The 19,922-nt window shown below is 64.5% G+C and carries 23 protein-coding genes; 11 read left to right on the forward strand and 12 right to left on the reverse strand.

The window, feature by feature from the left end; all coding sequences use genetic code 11:
* Nucleotides 1-10: 10 nt before the first annotated feature.
* From mlaD to dapC, 5 genes are all read right to left on the reverse strand, one after another.
* Nucleotides 11-478 carry an outer membrane lipid asymmetry maintenance protein MlaD gene (gene mlaD / locus LQT98_RS00615; RefSeq protein WP_048407938.1) on the reverse strand — a complete coding sequence of 156 codons (468 nt, stop codon included), beginning with the start codon at nt 476-478 and terminating at the stop codon, nt 11-13.
* Between the two features lie 11 nt (nt 479-489).
* Nucleotides 490-1,275, reverse strand: coding sequence for a lipid asymmetry maintenance ABC transporter permease subunit MlaE (mlaE, locus tag LQT98_RS00620; protein ID WP_048407939.1), 786 nt, complete (start codon nt 1,273-1,275; stop codon nt 490-492).
* A complete protein-coding gene (locus LQT98_RS00625; RefSeq protein ID WP_048407940.1) occupies nt 1,268-2,086 on the reverse strand; it encodes an ABC transporter ATP-binding protein in 819 nt (272 codons plus the stop codon). The genes mlaE and LQT98_RS00625 overlap by 8 nt, the downstream gene beginning before the upstream one ends.
* Nucleotides 2,087-2,434: 348 nt before the next feature.
* The gene (gene dapD, locus LQT98_RS00630; protein WP_231460772.1) at nt 2,435-3,256 is read right to left on the reverse strand and encodes a 2,3,4,5-tetrahydropyridine-2,6-dicarboxylate N-succinyltransferase; all 822 of its coding nucleotides are present in this window, start codon (nt 3,254-3,256) and stop codon (nt 2,435-2,437) included.
* 84 nt (nt 3,257-3,340) lie between these two features.
* Nucleotides 3,341-4,534 carry a succinyldiaminopimelate transaminase gene (gene dapC, locus LQT98_RS00635; protein ID WP_231460760.1) on the reverse strand — a complete coding sequence of 398 codons (1,194 nt, stop codon included), beginning with the start codon at nt 4,532-4,534 and terminating at the stop codon, nt 3,341-3,343.
* Nucleotides 4,535-4,583: 49 nt separating this feature from the next.
* Here dapC and LQT98_RS00640 point away from each other — a divergent pair, with 49 nt between their 5' ends.
* Both LQT98_RS00640 and LQT98_RS00645 read left to right on the forward strand, forming a co-directional pair.
* Complete coding sequence (locus tag LQT98_RS00640) at nt 4,584-5,498, forward strand: DMT family transporter (RefSeq protein ID WP_048407942.1); 915 nt, start codon at nt 4,584-4,586, stop codon at nt 5,496-5,498.
* Entirely contained in the window at nt 5,495-6,067 is a 573-nt protein-coding gene (locus tag LQT98_RS00645) for a GNAT family N-acetyltransferase (RefSeq protein WP_231460761.1), read from the forward strand. Before LQT98_RS00640 ends, LQT98_RS00645 begins: the two co-directional genes overlap by 4 nt.
* Nucleotides 6,068-6,079: 12 nt before the next feature.
* On the opposite strand, the gene LQT98_RS00650 is transcribed toward LQT98_RS00645, so the two are convergent.
* Nucleotides 6,080-6,301 (reverse strand): SlyX family protein, encoded by a 222-nt coding sequence (locus LQT98_RS00650; protein ID WP_048408029.1) that lies wholly within the window; start codon nt 6,299-6,301, stop codon nt 6,080-6,082.
* Nucleotides 6,302-6,311: 10 nt separating this feature from the next.
* On the reverse strand, nt 6,312-7,625 hold the full coding sequence (locus LQT98_RS00655; protein WP_048407944.1) for a Na+/H+ antiporter family protein: 1,314 nt from the start codon (nt 7,623-7,625) through the stop codon (nt 6,312-6,314).
* A gap of 324 nt (nt 7,626-7,949) precedes the next feature.
* Between LQT98_RS00655 and LQT98_RS00660 the strand changes: the two genes are divergently transcribed.
* Both LQT98_RS00660 and LQT98_RS00665 read left to right on the forward strand, forming a co-directional pair.
* On the forward strand, nt 7,950-8,246 hold the full coding sequence (locus tag LQT98_RS00660) for a DUF2325 domain-containing protein (RefSeq protein WP_048407945.1): 297 nt from the start codon (nt 7,950-7,952) through the stop codon (nt 8,244-8,246).
* Nucleotides 8,243-8,398 (forward strand): hypothetical protein, encoded by a 156-nt coding sequence (locus tag LQT98_RS00665; protein WP_231460762.1) that lies wholly within the window; start codon nt 8,243-8,245, stop codon nt 8,396-8,398. The genes LQT98_RS00660 and LQT98_RS00665 overlap by 4 nt, the downstream gene beginning before the upstream one ends.
* Before the next feature lie 16 nt (nt 8,399-8,414).
* Here the strand turns inward: LQT98_RS00665 and rlmH are convergent, their stop codons facing one another.
* The 5 genes from rlmH to LQT98_RS00690 all read right to left on the reverse strand — a co-directional run bounded on the left by rlmH (nt 8,415) and on the right by LQT98_RS00690 (nt 12,012).
* Entirely contained in the window at nt 8,415-8,885 is a 471-nt protein-coding gene (gene rlmH, locus LQT98_RS00670) for a 23S rRNA (pseudouridine(1915)-N(3))-methyltransferase RlmH (protein ID WP_048407946.1), read from the reverse strand.
* A 73-nt stretch (nt 8,886-8,958) separates the two neighbouring features.
* Entirely contained in the window at nt 8,959-9,327 is a 369-nt protein-coding gene (rsfS, locus tag LQT98_RS00675; protein WP_048407947.1) for a ribosome silencing factor, read from the reverse strand.
* Nucleotides 9,328-9,500: 173 nt separating this feature from the next.
* On the reverse strand, nt 9,501-10,139 hold the full coding sequence (nadD, locus tag LQT98_RS00680) for a nicotinate-nucleotide adenylyltransferase (RefSeq protein ID WP_231460763.1): 639 nt from the start codon (nt 10,137-10,139) through the stop codon (nt 9,501-9,503).
* Nucleotides 10,140-10,143: 4 nt separating this feature from the next.
* A complete protein-coding gene (locus LQT98_RS00685; RefSeq protein ID WP_048407949.1) occupies nt 10,144-10,722 on the reverse strand; it encodes a beta-class carbonic anhydrase in 579 nt (192 codons plus the stop codon).
* A gap of 252 nt (nt 10,723-10,974) precedes the next feature.
* Nucleotides 10,975-12,012, reverse strand: a complete 1,038-nt coding sequence (locus LQT98_RS00690; protein WP_048407950.1) for a DUF2804 domain-containing protein — start codon at nt 12,010-12,012, stop codon at nt 10,975-10,977.
* A 157-nt stretch (nt 12,013-12,169) separates the two neighbouring features.
* Between LQT98_RS00690 and LQT98_RS00695 the strand changes: the two genes are divergently transcribed.
* The 7 genes from LQT98_RS00695 to LQT98_RS00725 form a co-directional block, all read left to right on the forward strand.
* Nucleotides 12,170-12,487, forward strand: coding sequence for an ArsR/SmtB family transcription factor (locus LQT98_RS00695; RefSeq protein WP_231460765.1), 318 nt, complete (start codon nt 12,170-12,172; stop codon nt 12,485-12,487).
* Complete coding sequence (locus LQT98_RS00700; RefSeq protein ID WP_231460766.1) at nt 12,484-12,915, forward strand: YeeE/YedE family protein; 432 nt, start codon at nt 12,484-12,486, stop codon at nt 12,913-12,915. Before LQT98_RS00695 ends, LQT98_RS00700 begins: the two co-directional genes overlap by 4 nt.
* Nucleotides 12,916-12,917: 2 nt before the next feature.
* Nucleotides 12,918-13,346, forward strand: coding sequence for a DUF6691 family protein (locus LQT98_RS00705; RefSeq protein WP_231460767.1), 429 nt, complete (start codon nt 12,918-12,920; stop codon nt 13,344-13,346).
* Nucleotides 13,343-15,034: a SulP family inorganic anion transporter gene (locus LQT98_RS00710; protein WP_231460768.1), complete on the forward strand. Its 1,692-nt coding sequence runs from the start codon at nt 13,343-13,345 to the stop codon at nt 15,032-15,034. Before LQT98_RS00705 ends, LQT98_RS00710 begins: the two co-directional genes overlap by 4 nt.
* A 218-nt stretch (nt 15,035-15,252) precedes the next feature.
* A complete protein-coding gene (locus LQT98_RS00715; protein ID WP_231460769.1) occupies nt 15,253-16,689 on the forward strand; it encodes a M48 family metalloprotease in 1,437 nt (478 codons plus the stop codon).
* 312 nt (nt 16,690-17,001) lie between these two features.
* Nucleotides 17,002-19,665, forward strand: a complete 2,664-nt coding sequence (aceE, locus tag LQT98_RS00720) for a pyruvate dehydrogenase (acetyl-transferring), homodimeric type (RefSeq protein WP_231460770.1) — start codon at nt 17,002-17,004, stop codon at nt 19,663-19,665.
* Between the two features lie 120 nt (nt 19,666-19,785).
* A partial coding sequence (locus LQT98_RS00725) for a biotin/lipoyl-containing protein (protein ID WP_231163584.1) occupies nt 19,786-19,922 on the forward strand: 137 nt, incomplete at its 3' end.

Below are 19,922 nucleotides of genomic sequence, written 5' to 3' on the forward strand. Positions count from 1 at the left end.
TCAGTGCGCCTTATTTGTCGGCGCTTTTTTCGGTAAAGCCGGTCATGAATTTGCCGATCAATTGTTCCAGCACCATGGCCGAGGAGGTGATGGTGATGGTGCCGCCCGGGGCCAGATTGGTTTCCGAACCGCCTTGCAGCATGCCGATATATTGTTCGCCCAGCAGGCCGGCGGTCAGAATCGACGCGCTGGCGTCGTCGCTGAGCTGATAGGCTTTATCTATGTTCAGAGTCACGCGGGCGCGATAAGTTTTCGGGTTGAGCCGGATGTCGGCCACGCGCCCGATCACCACGCCGGCCTCCTTGACCGGCGCCTTCACCTTCAGGCCGCCGACGTTGTCGAAGTCGGCATACAGCACGTAAGTCTGATTGGCGCTTTGCGGCACCAGGTTGGCGACCTTGAGCGACAGAAAGGTGACGGCGGCGATGCCCAGCGCCACAAAGATGCCTACCCACAAATCAATAGTAGAGCGTTTCATTCGGGTTTTTCCTAGAACATGAAGGCGGTCAGGATGAAATCCAGCGCCAGAATGACCAATGCGGAGGTGACCACGGTCCGGGTGGTGGCGGCGGAAATGCCGCTGGCCGTCGGAGTGGCGTCAAAGCCTTCGAACACGGCGATCAGGGTGACGGCGACGCCGAAGCACAGGCTCTTGATCAGGCCGTTGACCACGTCGAAGTGCAGGTCGACGTTGGCTTGCATCTGCGACCAGAAGGTGCCGACGTCCAGGCCTATCATCACCACGCCGACCAGATAGCCGCCGAAGATGCCGACCACGTTGAACAGCGCGGCCAGGATGGGCATGGAGATCACGCCGGCCCAGAAGCGCGGCGCCACCACGCGGGCGATGGGGTCCACCGCCATCACGCTCATCGCGTCCAGTTGCTCCGTGGTCTTCATCAGGCCGATTTCGGCGGTCATCGCGCTGCCGGCGCGGCTGGCGAATAGAAGCGCGGCCAGCACCGGGCCCAGCTCGCGCAACAGCGCCAGCGCCACCACCGCGCCCAGCGCGTCGGCGGAGCCGAACTTGGCCAGGGTGCTATAGCCTTGCAGGCCCAGCACCATGCCGACGAAGAGGCCGGACACCAGGATGATGATCAGCGACATCACGCCGGCGAAGTAGATCTCGCGTATGGTCAGCTGCGGCCGCAGCAGGCTCTGCGCGCTGCCGCGCAGGATGGCGACCAGGAAGCGGCAGGCGAAGCCCAGCCGCCAGACCGCGTTGATGGTGAGATGGCCGAGCTTGCGCAGCGGCGCGGTGATCAGATCAAGCATGGCTGTCTCCGCTGAGTCCCAGATCCGCGGCGAGCGAGCGCTCCGCCGGGTAGGCGTAGTGCACCGGGCCGTCGGCTTCGCCCCAGATGAACTGGTGCACCCAGGGCGAATCCGAATTGCGCACCTGATCCGGCGTGCCTTGGGCGACGATTTCGCCGCCTGCGACGAAGAGCACGTGGTCGACGATTTCCAGCGATTTGTGCACATCGTGGGTAACCATCACCGCGGTGGTGCCCAGCGCGTTGTTGAGTTTCTTGATCAGGTGGGCGATCACGCCCAGCGAGATCGGGTCCAGGCCGGTGAACGGTTCGTCGTACAGCATCAGCTGCGGGTCCAGCGCGATGGCGCGCGCCAGCGCCACGCGGCGCGCCATGCCGCCGGAGAGCTCGGCCGGCATCAGCTGCTGGGTGCCGCGCAGACCGACGGCTTCCAGTTTCATGGTCACTAGGTCGCGGACCATGCTGTCCGGCAGCTTGGTGTGCTCGCGGATGGGGAAGGCGACGTTGTCGAACACCGACAGATCGGTGAACAGCGCGCCGAACTGGAACAGCATGCCCATGCGGCGGCGGTGCTGATAAAGCTCGGCGGCGCTCATCTTGGCGATGTTCTTGCCGTCGACCAGCACTTCGCCGGATTGCGGGCGGTTCTGGCCGGAGATCAGGCGCAGCAGCGTGGTCTTGCCACTGCCGCTGCCGCCCATGACGGCGACCAGCTTGCCGCGCGGAATGGCGAGGCTGAGATTTTTCAGAATGGGCCGCTCGCCATAGGCGAAGCTGACGTTTCTGAACTCGATGAAGTTGTCAGAAGACACAAAGTTTCCAGATTGCGTGCAAGAAGCCGCGGACGGCTTCGGTTGAAACGGCGGACCCGGAGCGGTGCGATGGCGGTCCGTTCAGGCAAAGCGGTTGTTGGCAGCGCTTGATTATCAGGCCGCTTGAGCCGGATGAGGCGCTGTTGGAAAGCGGCCGCTTTTTTTGCCGATTCTTTTCGAACTGGAGATTTTATAGATTTGTCGTGAAGTAGCCAAATTTCAGAGGTGGAAGCGATGCAAATATGCTGCATTGCAATGAGACCGGCGGGCCCGCCGGTCTGCGGCAGAGGCGGACAGTTTCGGGAAAAACTGTCCGCCAGCGCCGGCAGGGCGGCGCCAGGCTCGCGTTTAGACGCCGCGCAGCAACTCGTTGATGCTGGTCTTGCTACGAGTCTGAGCGTCCACTTTCTTTACGATCACCGCGCAGTACAGGCTGTGGCTGCCGTCCTTGCTGGGCAGGTTGCCGGACACCACCACCGAACCCGGCGGCACGCGGCCGTAGCTGACCTCGCCGGTTTCGCGGTCGTAGATCTTGGTGGATTGGCCGATGTAGACGCCCATGGAGATCACCGAGCCTTCGCCGACGATCACGCCTTCGACGATTTCAGAACGCGCGCCGATGAAGCAGTTGTCCTCGATGATGGTGGGGTTGGCCTGCAACGGCTCCAGCACGCCGCCGATGCCGACGCCGCCGGACAGGTGCACGTTCTTGCCGATCTGGGCGCAGGAGCCGACGGTGGCCCAGGTGTCCACCATCGCGCCTTCGTCGACATAGGCGCCGATGTTGACGTAGGACGGCATCAGCACGGTGTTCTTGGCGATGAAGCTGCCCTTGCGCGCCACCGCGCCTGGCACCACGCGGAAACCGGCTTCCTGGAAGCGGGCCGGGGTCCAGTCGGCGAACTTGGTGTCGACCTTGTCGAAGTAACGGTTGACGCCGTCGTCGGAGAGTTCATTGTCGCGGATGCGGAAGGACAGCAGCACCGCCTTCTTCACCCACTGGTTCACCACCCAGTCGGCGCCCTGTTTCTCCGCCACGCGCAGGCGGCCGGCGTCCAGCTCGGCGATCACCTGGCCGATGGCGGACTTCAGTTCGGCGGAAACGGTGGCGGGCGTGATCTCGGCGCGCTTCTCAAACGCTTCTTCGATCAGGGTCTGGATCGGATGCATGGTATTCAGTCCTTTGGCAATGTGGATGGAAGTCGTCATTCAATTCGCTTTCAAGCGGCCGCGCCGGAGGCGGGCCGTGTGGATTCAGGAGGTCTGGCGTTCGACGAAGGCGACAATGCGCTCGACGCCGGCCACGCATTCTTCCAGCGTGGCCACCAGCGCGACGCGGACATAAGCGGCGCCGGGGTTGACGCCGTGGGCGTCGCGCGCCAGATAACTGCCGGGCAGCACGGTGACGTGTTCTTCGGCGAACAGCGCCTTGGCGAAGTCTACATCATTCCCGTTTGGCACCTTGGCCCACAGGTAGAAGCCGGCATCCGGGCGCCGCACTTCCAGGCCCATCGCCAGCCGCGGCGTGACCGCGTCGAACTTGGCGATGTATTGCGCCCGGTTGGACTCGACATGATCCTCGTCGTTCCAGGCCGCCACGCTGGCCGCCTGCACCGTCAGGCTCATCGCGCTGCCGTGGTAGGTGCGGTAGAGCAGGAATTTGGCCAAGAGCGCGGCGTCGCCGGCGACAAAGCCGGAACGCATGCCGGGCACATTGGAGCGCTTGGACAGGCTGGTGAACATCACCAGCCGCTCAAAGCCGCGGCCCAGCTTGCGCGCCGCCTCCAGCCCGCCCAGCGGCGGCCGGCCGAAGTGGATTTCGGAATAGCACTCGTCGCTGGCGATGACGAAGCCATAGCGGTCGGACAGCTGGAACAATGTTTCCCAATCGGCCAGCGACATCACCGCGCCGGTGGGATTGCCGGGGCTGCACACGATCACCAATTGGGTGCGCTGCCACACCGCTTCAGGTACCTGGCTCCAGTCCGGCTGGAAGCGCTGTTCCGCCAGACAGTTGACATAATAGGGTTCCGCCCCGGCCAACAGTGCCGCGCCTTCGTAAATCTGGTAAAAAGGATTCGGGGATATCACGATAGGCGTTTGAGCGCCGCTGGCGTCTATCACCGTCTGCACAAAAGCAAACAAGGCTTCACGGCTGCCATTGACCGGCAGTATCTCGCTTTGCGCATCCAGATCCAGATCATAGCGTCGCCGCATCCATGCGGCGCAGGCCTGGCGCAGCGCCTCGCTGCCCAGTGTGGCCGGATATTGCGACAAGCCGGCCAGATTGGCTATCAGCGCCTGCTCCACCAGTTCCGGTGTCGGGTGCTTGGGTTCGCCTATCGACAGATTGATGTGCGGCTTGTCCGCCGGCGGCGTCACGCCGGCGAGCAGCGCGCGCAGGCGCTGGAAGGGATAGGGCTGCAATTGGGCCAGGCGGGGGTTCACGGTGTCTCCAAAACGAGCGCAAACAAACAGAATATCTTAAGAACAAGCGATGACACCTGTAAAACAAAAATTTCTCGCCATCTGCGGCATTCTCACCACCGCGTTGGTATGGGGGCTGATGTGGTATCCGTTCCGCAGCCTGAATCAGGGCGGCGTCAGCGTGGCGACCACCTCGCTGGTGGTCTATCTGGTGGCCATCGCGCTGGGGCTGATCACCTTCTTCGATGTCTACCGCCGCCAGTTCCGCTGGCAGCCGGTGCTGCTGTTGCTGGCCGCGGTGTTTGGCTGGTGCAACTACAGCTATACCTGGGCGGTGTCCGAGGGCCAGGTGGTGCGGGTGCTGCTGCTGTTCTACCTGTCGCCGCTGTGGACGGTGTTCCTGTCGCGGCTGATCCTGAAGGAGCGTTTGACCGGCAGTGGCTGGCTGGTGGTGGCGCTGTCGCTGCTCGGCAGCTTCATCTTCATCTACCGCCCAGGCTTGTTCGACGGAGAACTGCCGCTTAGCCACCGTTATGAGTGGCTGGCCTTGTCCGGCGGCATGGCTTTCGCATTGGGCAATGTGCTCAGCCGCAACGCCAGGGGCATTCCGGTGCCGGTCAAATCGGCGTCGATCTGGTTCGGCGTGGCGTCCATAGGCGCGATCAAGCTGGCGCTGGCCGGACAATTGGGCGGCATCCTGGAGATCCCGCCGCAAAGCTGGCTGGTGCTGGGTATTCTGGGCGTGACCCTGTTGTGCACCAGCGTGATATCGCAGCACGGCGTGTCCATTCTGCCGGCGACGCAGACGATGACGTTGATGCTGATGGAGTTGTTGTTCGCTGCTGCGTCGGCCTATCTATTGGCCGGAGAGGCGATGACGTCGCGTGAATGGCTGGGCGGCGCGCTGATCGCCAGCGCCAGCCTATTGTCGGGACGCATGAGCGCCAAGCCGGTGACGGCGCAATTGAAACAGGAGGCGGCATGATTACGATACGAGCGATGAAGGACAGCGATTTCGAACGCTTTTGGCCGGTGTTCCAAGCGGTGGTGGCGGCCAGGGAAACCTATGCCTTCGATCCGGAGCTGACACGGGAACAGGCGCGCGAGCTGTGGCTGCGGCTGCCGCTGCGCACCCTGGTGGCGGAGGAGGACGGCGTGCTGCTGGGCTCGTATTTTCTCAAGCCCAATGCCGCCGGCCCGGGCGGTCATGTCTGCAATTGCGGCTATATGGTGGCCGAAGCGGCGCGCGGCAAGGGCGTGGCGCGGCTGATGTGCGAGCATTCGCAGCGCTTGGCGCTGGACAGCGGTTTCCTGGCGATGCAGTTCAACTCGGTGGTGGCCAGCAACGAGGTGGCTGTGGCCTTGTGGCGCAAGCTGGGCTACGAGCAGGTGGGACGGCTGCCGCGCGCTTACCGCCACGCGCGGCTGGGCCTGGTGGACTGCCTGGTGATGTACAAGTGGCTGGGGCCGGAGCCGGCGGACATGCCGGAGCCGGCGCCGTTGATCGGCCGCAAGAATATCGAGGCGGTGGTGTCGCGGCGCCGGGGCGCTTGAGCCGCCTGCTCCTCAATAGTGCGGCGGAATCTCGTCGCGCAGGCTGAGGCCGGACGCGGCGTCGTCCGGCTGAGCCTGGCGGAATTGCTGGTAGAGCAGGCGCATTTGCTGCTGCAGCAATTCCATCTCTTTCTGCTGGCGCGCCACGGTGGCGTTCAGCGTGTCCAATAATTCGTCCTGGAAGGCGAGCTTCACTTCCATTTCGGCCAGGCGGGCATCGATTTGATCATCCATGCCGGCCATTCTACAACACCATCGCCGCAATCCAGCCGGCCGCCAGCACCGGCAGATTGTAGTGCAGGAAGGTGGGCAGCACGGTGTCGCGGATATGGTCGTGCTGGCCGTCCACGTTCAGGCCCGAGGTCGGGCCCAGCGTGGAGTCCGAGGCCGGCGAGCCGGCATCGCCCAGCGCGCCGGCGGTGCCGATGATGGCGACGGTGGCCAGCGGCGAGAAGCCCAGGTGCATGCACAGCGGCACGTAGATGGCGGTCAGGATGGGCACGGTGGAAAAGGACGAGCCTATGCCCAAGGTCACCACCAGGCCCACCAGCAGCATGGCGAAGGCGGCCACGCCCTGATTGCCGGCGAACAGGCCGGCGCTGGCGCTGACCAGCGCGCCCACCTGGCCGGTGGCTTTCAGCACCTCGGCGAAGCCCTGGGCGGTGATCATGGTGAAGCCTATCATCGCCATCATCTTCATGCCCTCGTTGAACAAGCCGTCCGCATCCTTCCATTTCACCACGCCGACGGCGAGGAACAGCAGGAAGCCCGCCAGCGCGCCCATGATCATGGAGTCGGTATACAGCTGCACCGCGAAGGCCAGCGCGATGGCCAGCAGCGCGGTCGTCAGCGATTTGCGGCTGACCCGGGCATGGGTGCGTTCCACGTTTTCTATCTTGCCCAGCGCGTAGTGGCGCGGCTTGCGGTAACTGACCAGCACTGCCCACAGCAGGCCGGCCACCATGCCCAGTGCCGGTATCGCCATCGCGTGCATCACATTGAGGCCGCGCACATCCATGCCGGATTTGGCGATATTACCCAGCAGGATCTGTTTCAGGAAAATATCGCCGAAGCCGACCGGAAACACCATATAGGGCGTGACCAGGCCGAAGGTGATCACGCAGGCGACCAGGCGGCGGTCCAGATGCAGCCGCGCCATCACATAGAGCAGCGGCGGCACCAGCAGCGGAATGAAGGCGATATGGATGGGCACCAGGTTCTGGCTGGCGATGCTGACCACGGCCAGCAGCAGGATCAGCGCCCATTTCAGCCTGCCCTGGGCGCCGCCGCGTTCCAGCCGCTTGATCGCCAGGTCCGCCATCGCGTGCGGCAGGCCGGATTTGGCGATGGCCAGCGCGAAGGCGCCCAGCAGGGCGTAGGACAGAGCCACCGCGGCGCCGCCGGTGATGCCGTTGTTGAACGCCTCCAGCGTGCGGGACAGGGACAGGCCGCCGCTAAGGCCGCCAACCAGGGCGCCGATCAACAGGCTGATGACGACGTGGGTGCGCAATAGCGCCAGCCCGAGCATGACCAGGACGGCCAGAAGAACTGCGTTCATTTGTATATACAGATCAAAGGGTTGGGCGAGTGTGCCGAGGGCGCGCAGCGTATCGGGTTTCGGTTTGGCTGTCGATGGTTTTGAGTTTTAGCTCGCCTCGGCGCTCGCCTTCGTCTGGCGGCGGAAGTGAGTCGATTTGTCTTTTCATTTCAGTATTTTATGTGGGCTGACGCCTGGCCTGGCCGCGATTGGGCGCGGCGCGGGATTTATATATTTGTTAGAAATAAAAAACTAATTTTATATATCTTTACTTGCGTAATGAGTCCGGCATAGAGTGGCTGCATGCCAAGGCGGCGAGTGGTGCCGCGCGAGAGGAGGTGGCTGATGAATGCCCTGCTGATAGGTGCGGACAGCCTGGGAAACATTCCGGCGGTTCTGCAAAGCTACAACATCCGGATTTCCCGCCACATCTGCGGGCGCAATGTCGCGCACCAGCGTAAGGCGCCGCTGCCGGGCAAGCCGGATCTGCTGATTCTGCTCACCGATTTCCTGGGACACAATGTGATGCGCAATTACCGCGACAGCGCCAATGCGCAAGGCATTCCCGTGGTGGCCTGCCGCCGTTCCGCCACCGCGGTGGAACTGCGCCTGCAACACGAGGGCTGGAGGAAGCTGTCATGATTTTTTCAGGCAATGAAAACTGGTTGAACGGCTTGGCGCGCGCCGAAGGCTCGGCGCTGCCGCAGGAGGATGACACGGTGGCCGTGGAGTGGGTCCGGCTGGCGCCGCAGAGCTTGCCGCCAGCGGCGGCGCAGGCCTCGCCGCCGGCTTGATCCGTCCTCGCGGTGTCTACTCGCGGTGGTAGGGGTGGTTGTTGAGGATGGAATAGGCGCGATAGATCTGTTCGGCCAGCATCACCCGCACCATGCCATGCGGCAGCGTCATCGCCGACAACTGCAGCAGCACGTCGGCGCGCTGCTTCAATTCCGCCGCCAGGCCGTCGGCGCCGCCGATGATGAAGACCACGTCATCTCCGCCGGCCATCCATTCCTTCAGGCCTTCGGCCAGGCGCACCGAAGTCCAGTTCTTGCCGCGCTCGTCCATCACCACCAGTCGCGCGCGCGGCGGGATGGCGGCGAGCAGCCGCTCGTGCTCGGCGGCAATGCCTTTTTCGGCGGTGACGCCGCCGCCGCGCTTCTCCGGCTTGATTTCCTTCAGTTCCAGCGTGATGTCGCGGCCGAAGCGCTTGGCGTAATCGCCGTAGGCTTCGTCCACCCAGCGCGGCATCTTGGTGCCGACGGCGAGAATGGTGATTTTCATTAGATTCAGGGCCAGTAAAAACACAAACGGGGACCAGGGTCCCCGTTGATTGCGGCTAGCGCTTGGTCTTGAGTCAGACCGCGGACCACGGGCGGCCGCCCGGCGGCAGGAAGCTGGGCTTCTGGCCGCCCCACAGCGCCTCGATGTCGTAGTAGTCGCGCACCGCCGGCAGCATCACGTGCACCACCACGTCGCCGGCGTCCACCAGCACCCATTCGCCGCTCTCGTGGCCTTCGCTGCCGACGATGTCGACGCCGGCTTCCTTCAGCTTGACGTGCACGCTGTTGGCCAGCGCCTTGACCTGGCGGTTGGAGTCGCCGGTGGCGACGATCATGCGTTGGAACAACTGGGTCAGATTGCTGGTGTCCAGTTCAACGATGTCCTTGCCCTTGACGTCTTCCAGGGCCTCGATCGCCAGCTTGGCAATATCTTGCACTTCCATAATGTCCTTTTCCTGTGCGGCTGTCCGCGCCGGCCGTGGCCGACAGCGGAACTGCCGCGGAATGGCGGGCGGGGCCGGCGCGCGCGGCGCGTCCGGCAGGCCTGCCGTATTGCTTGCGTGAATGGTTGCCGGCCGCCTTGGGCGGCCTGGCGGAAAATGGCCGGACACGGCGGCTATATTGTCCGGTATAGCCGGTGTTGGCGGATATAGGCCAGCACCGCGGGGGGCAGCACGTCATCCACCGCGTCGCCGCGCGCCAGGCGCAGGCGGATGTCGGTGGCCGCGATGTCTACCGGCGGCAAGGCCAAGGGGCGGATTGTACCGGATGCGGTTCGATTTGAAAAATCAGAGACTTGCCGGGCGCGCCACAAGGGCTGTATCGGCGCCGGCAACGCCGCCGGGTCGAAGCCGGGGCGCAGCGCCACGGCCAGGTTGGCGAAATGCAACAGTTCGTCCCAGCGCTTCCAGGTGTGCAGCGTGGCCAGCGAGTCGCCGCCGATCAGAAACCACAGTTCGGCATCGGGGCCCGACTCGGCGCGCAGCTCCGCCAGGGTGTCTATGGTGTAGGCGGCGCCGGGGCGGCGCACTTCGCGAGCGTCCACCGCCAGTCGCGGGTAATCGTCCACCGCCAGCTCGGCCATGGCGAGGCGCTGCGCCGGCGTGGCGTGCGGGCCATGGCTGCGGTGGTAGGGCCGGCCGGCCGGGACCAGCCTGACCTCGTCCAGCGCCAGTTCCGCGGCGAAGGCCTCGGCCATGCGCAGATGGGCGTTGTGGATGGGGTCGAAGGTGCCGCCGAACAGGCCCAGCCGCACCGGCTTACTCCTGCGCGTCGTCGTTCAGGTAGCCGTCGACGATGACTTCCAGCCGGCCGGTGGACGGGTGGATCACCATGCCGTGCACCGGCACGTCCTTGGGCATCAGCGGATGGTTGCGGATGGTGTGCACGGTGTGGCGCACGCTGTCGGACACGTTGTCGAAGCCCTTCAGCCAGCCGTCCAGGTCGATGCCGGCCGCGCGCAGCGTGGCGATGGTGTCTTCCGACACGCCGCGTTCCATCGCATGGTCCAGCACGCGCTGCGGATCGACCGCGCGCATGCCGCAGTCGCGGTGGGCGACCACGCAGATTTCGTCGGCGCGCAATTCGTACACCGCCATGATCAGGCTGCGCATCACCGAGCCCCAGGGGTGGGTGATCAGCGCGCCGGCGTTCTTGATCAGCTTGGCGTCGCCGTTCTTCAGGCCCATGGCCTTGGGCAGCAGTTCCACCAGGCGCGCGTCCATACAGGCCAGCACGGCCAGGCCTTTGCCTGGAAACTTGTCGGTCTTGAATTGCTCGTATTCGCGGTTTTCCACGAAGTGGCGATTGTGTTCAAGCAGAGCGCTTAATCTATCCATGATGGCAATCTCCTACAGAGAGTCGGTTCATGAGCGTTCTGGCGCGGTACAAAATGATCATGGACAGACTCTGACGATTGGTTTGGTCGTTTAGAGAAAATACTCGGTTGCGGGCGCATCCTACCACTGTTGTTCCGGCCGGTCTTGTATTTTCGCAAGCGTGGAATTGCCCTGCTTATGGCAGGGAATTGCAATGAACGTCAGGCAATGGCGGCGAATGGGCGCTGGCTTGCCGCATCGAGCGGGCTACGTTCACCAACGCGACAGATGGTCCTCGGTCACGCCCAGCAAATCGCGCACCAAGTGAACGGCGCCGCTGTCCGGGTCGCGGATCTGGCCGTTGAAGCGGCCGATGGGCTGTACATAGCGGCTGGCGGCGATCAGCAGGTTCTTGTCCTCGCGGCGCGCGCCTTCCGGGGTGAAGTCCAGTTCCAGCAGGCCGTTGTCGCTCTGCATGCGCCAGCCTTGCAAAGGGTCCTCCGGCTGGTAGTCGAAGCTGACTGGTCCCAGCCGGATCAGCTTGCCATGCAACCAGGCGGCGTTCTCGGTGTCGCCCATATAGCCTTGTTGCAGATTGAAGCCCAGTTCCAGCGCGTGCGCGCTGGCCCAGCGCCAGCGGGTTTCCCGCGCCAGCAGGCCGTTGGAATAGTCCAGCGCCGCCACCGCGCCGTCCAGCGAGTAGCGCTGGTCCTGGCAATCGGCGAAGCCGCTGATCCTGAGCCCGCCGCTCTTGTGAGTGGAGTGGGCCAGCCAGTTGGCCGGCGCGATCACCGCCAGCACCGGCGGCATCTCCGTCAATTGAATATGTGCGGCCACTTTCAGCTGCGGCGCGTCCACCGCCAGTTCCAGGCGCTCGCCGTTGCGGCGGAAACTCAGCCGGCAGCGGCCGGCGTGGAAGGAGGCGTCGCCGAAGGCGCGGTCTTCCACCTGGGTGGACAGGCCGGGCAGGCCGTTGGCGCTGACGGCGGCGATGACCTCGCCACGCTTGCGATCGAACAGGTAGGCGAAGGCGGTGCCGGTCCAGCCCACATCGACGATGGCGACGCCGATGAAGAAGGCCGGATGGGCGATGGCCGCGTACTGCCAGCGCTTGTGGTGCAGTTTGCGCGTCAGGCGCTGGTAGGGAGTGGCTTTCAGCGCGCGCCAGTCCAGCCGGTCGATGATGCCCTGATACATGCCGAAAGCGGGAATGCCGCGTTCGTGCACCAGTTGTCTGGGAGCGGAGGGGAGGGCGGGCGATGCCGCGGCGCTGACGGGCCGGGCTGGAGCCGCAGCTTGAAATAGGTTCATGGCCTTGAGTCTACAACACTTTTTCCGGTGGCGAGGGTGACTGATAGGCCATGTGGCGACATGGAAACACTGTGGCGCGACGGTAACAGTTAGTTGATTTACATTATATTATAAAACATAATGTTCGCAGCGCCGCAGTCGCGGCGGGGGAATGAATATGGATTTGAATCTGCTGCGCGCCAATGCCGGCCGCGCCGCCTTGCTGCTGAAGGGCCTGGCCAACGAGGACCGGCTGCTGCTGCTGTGCCAGCTGGTGGATGGGGAAAAATCGGTGTCAGAACTGGAGCGCCTGACCGGCATTCACCAGCCGACGCTGTCCCAGCAACTGGGCGTGCTGCGCAATGAGGGCCTGGTGACAACGCGGCGCGATGGCAAGTGGGTGTATTACAGCGTGGCCAGCCAGGACGCGCTGGCCTTGCTGAACGCCTTGCACGCCTTGTTCTGCGCGGACGCTTCGGTGGGAGAGGCGCAATGATCTTGGACTGGCAGGCGTTCACGCCGTGGCAAGCCCTGTTGGGCGGCGTGCTGATCGGCTTGGCGGCGGCGTGGCTGGCCTTGTTGCATGGCCGCGTCGCCGGCATCAGCGGCATGGTGTCCGGCCTGCTGGAGCGGCGGACGGATTGGCGCGCCCGATTGGCCTTTGTGCTGGGCTTGATGGCGACGCCGGGCTTGTGGTTGCTCGCGGTTGGCGGCTTGCCGGTCAGCCTGGTCGAGGCCGGCGGTGGCCGCTTGCTGCTTGCCGGCATCTTGGTGGGCGTCGGCACGCGTCTGGCGTCCGGTTGCACCAGCGGCCATGGCGTTTGCGGCTTGGCGCGGCTGTCGCCGCGTTCGCTGGCGGCGACGATGGCCTTCATGTGCGCCGGCTTCGTCACGGTGGCCATGTTTAGGCATTGGGGGGCGTGAAGATGGCGGCGGAGTGGAAGCGCTTATTGTCGATGGCGGGCGCCGGACTGTTGTTCGGCCTGGGCCTGTTGCTGTCCGGCATGGCCAATCCGGCCAAGGTGCTGGCTTTTCTGGATCTGGGCGGCGCTTGGGACCCCAGCCTGGCGCTGGTGATGGTCGGCGCGATCGCCGTGGCCTGGCCGGCCTTCCGTCTGGCCGAGCGCCGCCCGCGCGGGCTCTTGGGCGAGCCGGCGCAGTGGCCGGCCAAGACGCCGCTGACGCGACGGCTGATAGGCGGCAGCCTGCTGTTCGGCATCGGCTGGGGCCTGGCCGGCATCTGCCCTGGGCCGGCCTTGCTGCTGGGCGGCATGCTGTCGCCCCAAGGCGGCTTGTTCCTGTTGGCGATGGCGGCCGGCATGGGGCTGGCCGGGCGCTTGGAACAGCGCGGGTGAAGCGCTGCTTACCAGCCTGGCTGAGCGGCTATCGGCGTGAATACTTGGCCGGCGATCTGAGCGCCGGCCTGGTGGTGACCTTGTTGCTGGCGCCGCAGGGTCTGGCTTACGCCTTGGTGGCCGGACTGCCGGCCGAGGCCGGTTTGTACGCCAGCATCGCCCCCTTGCTGATCTACGCGCTGGCGGGGCGCAGCCACGCGCAGTCGGTGGGGCCGATGGCGATGACCTCCTTATTGGTGGCGGCGACGCTGGCGCGGCTGGCCGAGCCGGGCTCCGGCGATTATCTGGCGCTGGCCATCGGCCTGGCGCTGATGTCAGGTCTGATGCTGGCGGTGCTGGGCCTGTTGCGCTTGGGTTTCATCGCCGATCTGCTGTCCGAGCCGGTGCTGGCTGCCTTCACCTCGGCGTCGGCCTTGCTGATCGTGCTGTCGCAATTGGGGCCCTTGCTGGGTGTGTCGTCCGGCGGCGCTGCACTGCCGCAACTGCTGTCCGGCCTGTGGCGGGCTGTCGATGACATCAACCGTATCGCGCTGCCGTTCGGCGCATCGGCGCTGGTGTTATTGCTGTTGGCGCGCTGGCGCGGGGACGCCTGTTTGCGCCGCTGCGGCCTGACGGCTGCGGCGCGGCAGCTGTGGTTGCGGCTGGCGCCCTTGCTGGCGGTGCTGGTGGGCATGGCGCTGGTGGCCGGCCTGGATCTGAGCGCGGCGCTGCCGGTGGTGGGCGCGGTGCCGTCGGGTTTGCCGGCGCCGGCCTGGCCGGCTCTGAGCCTGGCGCAGTGGTCGCAATTGGCCTTGCCGGCTTTTTTCATCGCCTTGGTCAATTATGTGCAGAGCCTGGCGGTGGTGCAGACGCTGGCGCAGCGGCGCGGCGAGGAGGTGGACCCGGACCGGGAGCTGTTGGCGCTGGGCCTGTGCAATATCGGCGCCGGCTTGTCCGGCGGTTTTCCGGTCACCGGCGGGCTGACCCGTTCCCTGGTCAATGCCGAGGCCGGCGCCCAGACTCAGCTGGCCTCGGTGATCGCCGCGCTGGGCCTGCTGCTGCTGGCCGGCTTTGCCGCCGCCTGGCTGGCCTTGCTGCCCTTGCCGGTGTTGGCGGCGATGATCATCGCCTCGGTGGCGGGCATGATACGTTTCGACAGCCTGCGCCTGGCCTGGCGCACTGACCGCGCCGACGCGGCGGCGTTCGCGCTGACCTTCGCGCTGGTGTTGTGGCTGGGGGTGGATTCCGGCATCGTCGCCGGCGTGCTGACCTCGCTGGCCGCCATGTTGTGGCGCAGCAGCCGGCCGCATATCGCTGAACTGGGGCGGCTGCCGGGCAGCCATCATTTCCGCAACCGCTTGCGCTTCGCGGTGGAGCATCTGCCCGGCGCGCTGTTTCTGCGGGTGGACGAAAGCCTGTTTTTCGGCAATGCCCGCCAGGTGCGCGGCGAGGTGCTGGCGCGGCTGGCCGCGCGGCCGGATGCGTCCAGATTGCTGCTGATCATGAGTGCGGTCAACCGTATCGATACCAGCGCCTTGCTGATGTTGGCGCGCCTGGACGCGGAACTGGCGGCGCGCGGCGTGACGCTGCATCTGGCCGAAATCAAGGGGCCGGTGGCACAGCGGATGGAGGGCGGCGGCTTGCTGGCCGGTTTCAGCGGCCGCGTGCACTTGAGCACGCAGGCAGCGTGGGAGGCGCTGGCCGCCTAGAACCTGTTTACGATCCGCTGCACTGTGCCAGACGCCGCACGGTGAGTGCCCCATCGAAATGCTCAGATGCCATGTACGCATTCCGCTTTCTCTGCGGTTGTCGCCTTGTCTCGCACTTGCGCGCGAGATTCTACGCCGGCCCTTGCCTCAATACTCTTTGACAGTTGATGTTGCGCCGCCTCATGCAACTTGTGGGCGAACCTGGCTATCATAGCCGGATGAGCAAACAGACCCTGCTGGCCGGCGTGCTGGCGCTGACCCTGCTGCACCCTCCCGTCTCTTATGCCGATCTGCCCGACCTGGGCGAGGTGTCCGACGCCTCGCTGACGCTGGCGGACGAGAACCGCATCGGCCGCCAGGCCTGGCGCGCGATGCTGGAGGCCGGCGACATCGTCGACGATCAGGAAGTCAACGACTACCTCAACGATATCGGCGGCCGGCTGTCCAGCGGCGTCAAGCTGCCCGGCGTCGGCTTCACCTATTTCTGCGTCAACGACAGCGGCATCAACGCCTTCGCCATGCCCGGCGGCTATATCGGCATCAATATCGGCCTGCTGCTGGCGACCCAGAGCGAGGGCGAGCTCGCCTCGGTGCTGGGGCATGAAACCGCCCACGTCGCCCAGCGCCACATCGCGCGGATGAAGGCGGCTAGCAGCGCCACCAGTCCCTTGCTATTGCTGGGCACCATCATCGCCGCCGCGCTGGCGGCCAAGGCCGGCAGCGGCCAGGGCGCGATGGGGGTGGTGTCCGCCGGCATGGGCTTGTCGATTTCCAATCAATTGGCGTTTTCACGCGATTTCGAGCGCGAGGCCGACCGTGTCGGCATGCAGTATATGAGTCAGGCTGGTTTCGATGTGCGCAGCATGCCGGCCTTCTTTCAGCGGCTGCAGCAGAACGAACGCTACAGCGACAACGCGGCGCTGGCCTTTCTGCGCACCCACCCGGTGACGCTGGAGCGCATCAGCGAGGCCGAGAACCGGGCGCTGGATTATCCGGTGAAGATGCGCGCAGACAGCAGCGACTATCTATTGGTGCGCGAGAAGCTGCGCGCCACGGTGATGACGCAGGAGGAGGGCCTGCGTTATTACGAAGCCGCGCTCGATCGCGGTCTGTATCTGAACGAGGGCGCGCAGTGGTATGGCCTGGCCCAGGTCAAGCTGCGCCAGCGTGATATCGCCGGCGCGCGCCAGGCCTTGGCCAAGGCGCGGAGCAAGCTGCCGGATCATCCCATGCTGCGAGGCCTGGAGGTGGCGATAGAGCGCGAGCGCAAGGACTGGCCCGCCGCCCGCGGCGCGGTGCGCGCCGGCCTCGTCCGTTTTCCGCAGAGCCAGTCGCTGCAGTTGCTGGACATCGATATCGCCATCGCCAGCGGCGACAATCAGGGCGCGCTGAGCCTGATCAAGAGCCGCTTGAGCCAGCGGCCGGATGACCCGGCGCTATACCGGCGCCAGGCCGGGCTGTACGTGGACCGCGACCCGTTGCGTTATCACGCGGCCCTGGGCAATGCCTTCTATTATGAACAGCGCTACTCGCCGGCGATGGAGCAGTTCCAACTGGCCAGCAAGGCCAAGGGCGACGACTTCTACCTGCGCTCTTCGATCGAAGCGCGCATCCGCGAGCTGGACCGGCTGGTGCGGGAAGAGAAGAAGAAGTAGGCGCGCAACTGAAACAAATGTTTCAATTTGCGACAGCAAATCGCAAAAAAACAACATGGTGCGGCGCAATAATCGATGTTTTCCACCCGGAAACAAGCGTTAGTACGCTTGACCTATTCCTTTGTGAAAGCGGGTGGACGTACACTTGCTCAAGATACGACGCTCTTTTCGAAAATGAACATTTTTATTTGCGATTGCGTTCGTTTATAATCTGAAGCTAATAAATAGGTTCGAATTCGAGCCGATTGAAATAACGCGGGGCCGCGCAGTGCTACATACGGCCCCCGATCCACCTTGCTGTGAGGACCAGAGATGGCTGCAACTTTCCCTGACGATATCGATCCGTTGGAAACCCAGGAATGGACTGAAGCGCTGGAGTCGGTGCTGGACGCCGAAGGCCCGGAGCGCGCGCATTACCTGCTGGAACAACTGGTTGAGCGCACCCGCCGCCGCGGCGCCCATCTGCCGTTTGACGCCACCACCGCATACCAGAACAGCATTCCGCTCGGCAAAGAAATGAAGTCGCCGGGCAACCACGAGCTGGAGCATCGCATCCGCTCGATCAATCGCTGGAACGCCGCCGCTTTGGTGCTGCGCGCCGGCAAGAAGGACCTGGAACTGGGCGGCCACATCGCCTCCTTCCAGTCCTCCGCCACCCTGTACGACGTCGGTTTCAACCACTTCTGGCGCGCCCAGAACGATGAGCAAGACGGCGATCTGATCTACTTCCAGGGCCACATTTCCCCGGGCGTGTACGCGCGCGCCTTCATGGAAGGTCGCCTCTCCACCGAACAGCTGGACAGCTTCCGCCAGGAAGTGGACGGCAACGGCCTGTCCTCCTATCCGCACCCGTGGCTGATGAAGGACTTCTGGCAGTTCCCGACCGTGTCGATGGGCCTGGGCCCCTTGATGGCCATCTATCAGGCCCGCTTCCTCAAGTACCTGGAAAGCCGCGGTCTGGCCAAGACCCATGGCCGCAAGGTGTGGTGCTTCTGCGGCGACGGCGAGATGGACGAGCCGGAATCGCTGGGCGCGATCTCCATGGCCGCCCGTGAAGGCCTGGACAACCTGATCTTCGTGATCAACTGCAACCTGCAGCGTCTGGACGGCCCGGTGCGCGGCAACGGCAAGATCATCCAGGAACTGGAAGGCGATTTCCGCGGTTCCGGCTGGAATGTGCTGAAAGTGATCTGGGGCTCGCGTTGGGACCCGCTGCTGGCGATGGACAGCAAGGGCCTGCTGAGAAAGCGCATGGACGAATGCGTGGACGGCGATTACCAGACCTTCAAATCCAAGGACGGCGCTTACGTTCGCGAACACTTCTTCGGCAAATACCCGGAGCTGCGCGAAATGGTCGCCAATATGTCCGACGACGAGATCTGGGCGCTGAACCGCGGCGGCCATGACCCGCACAAGGTGTACGCCGCCTACCACGAGGCGTCCAACAACGCCAACGGCCGTCCGACCGTGATCCTGGCCAAGACCATCAAGGGTTACGGCATGGGCGCTTCCGGCGAAGCCAAGAACATCGCGCACCAGGCCAAGAAGATGGACCTGGATTCGCTGCGCAACTTCCGCGACCGTTTCGGCATTCCGGTTTCCGATGAAGACCTGGCTAACGTGCCGTACTACCTGCCGGCCGAAGACAGCCCGGAAATGAAGTATATGCGCGAGCGCCGCGCGGCGCTGGGCGGCTACCTGCCGGCGCGCAAGCCGGTGACCAATGCGCTGCAAGTGCCGGCACTGTCCGTGTTCGACGCGCAGCTGCAAGCGTCGGGTGACCGCGAGTTCTCCACCACGATGGCCTTCGTCCGCATGCTGGGCACCATCATGAAGGACAAGAACATCGGCCAGCGCGTGGTGCCCATCGTGCCGGACGAGTCCCGCACCTTCGGCATGGAAGGCATGTTCCGCCAGTACGGCATCTGGTCCACCCAGGGTCAGAACTACGTGCCGCAAGACCATGACCAGCTGATGTTCTACAAGGAATCCAAGGACGGTCAGATTCTGCAGGAAGGCATCAACGAGCCGGGCGCGATGGCCGACTGGATCGCCGCGGCGACCAGCTACGCCAACAGCAGCCAGCAGATGATTCCGTTCTACATCTACTACTCGATGTTCGGCTTCCAGCGCATCGGCGACCTGGCCTGGGCCGCCGGCGACATGCGCGCCCGCGGCTTCCTGCTGGGCGGCACCGCCGGCCGCACCACGCTGAACGGCGAAGGCCTGCAGCACGAAGACGGCCACAGCCACATCCAGGCCGGCCTGATCCCGAACTGCATCAGCTACGACCCGACCTTCGCCTACGAACTGGCGGTGATCGTGCAAGACGGCCTGCGCCGCATGTACGCCGAGCAGGAAGACGTCTTCTACTACCTGACCCTGATGAACGAAAACTACGTTCACCCGGCGATGCCGGCGGGCGCGGAAGAGGGCATCCTGAAGGGCATGTACCTGCTGCAGGACGGCGGCGACGCCAAGGTGAAAGTACAGCTGATGGGCTCCGGCACCATTCTGCGCGAAGTGATGGCCGCGGCCGATCTGCTGAAGAACGATTTCGGCGTGGCCGCCGACATCTGGAGCGTGACCTCCTTCAACCAGCTGCGTCGCGACGGCATGGAAGCCGAGCGCCACAATCTGCTGCACCCGACCGCCGAGGCGCGCGCCTGCTACGTCGAACAGCAGCTGGCCGGCCGTCAGGGCCCGGTGGTGGCCGCTACCGACTACATCCGCAACTACGCCGACCAGATCCGCGAATACGTTCCGGGCCGTTACGTGGTGCTGGGCACCGACGGCTTCGGCCGCTCCGACAGCCGCGCCAACCTGCGTTCCTTCTTCGAGGTGGACCGCTACCACGTGGCGCTGGCTGCTCTGTCCGCGCTGGCGCGCGACGGCAAGATCGAAGCGTCCAAGGTGGCCGAGGCGATCGCCAAGTACGGAATCAAGACCGACAAGCTGCCTAGCTGGAAAGTGTAATCGCAAAGCGGAAGCCCCGGTTCAGACCGGGGTCTTCCGCCTTTGCATGGCAAGCGAATCTGTAGCGGATATCCGGCGGCAAGCCCCAGCAGGGGCTTCCGCCTTACGAATGGAAAGCTCATGAGCAATCTGATCGAATTGAAAGTGCCCGACATCGGCGGTCACAGCAATGTAGACATCATCGAAGTATTCATCGCCCCGGGCCAGACCGTGTCCGTGGACGACTCCCTGATCACGCTGGAAACCGACAAGGCCAC

The organism is Chromobacterium aquaticum, assembly GCF_021129195.1.
GTDB classification, from domain to species: Bacteria; Pseudomonadota; Gammaproteobacteria; order Burkholderiales; family Chromobacteriaceae; genus Chromobacterium; species Chromobacterium aquaticum.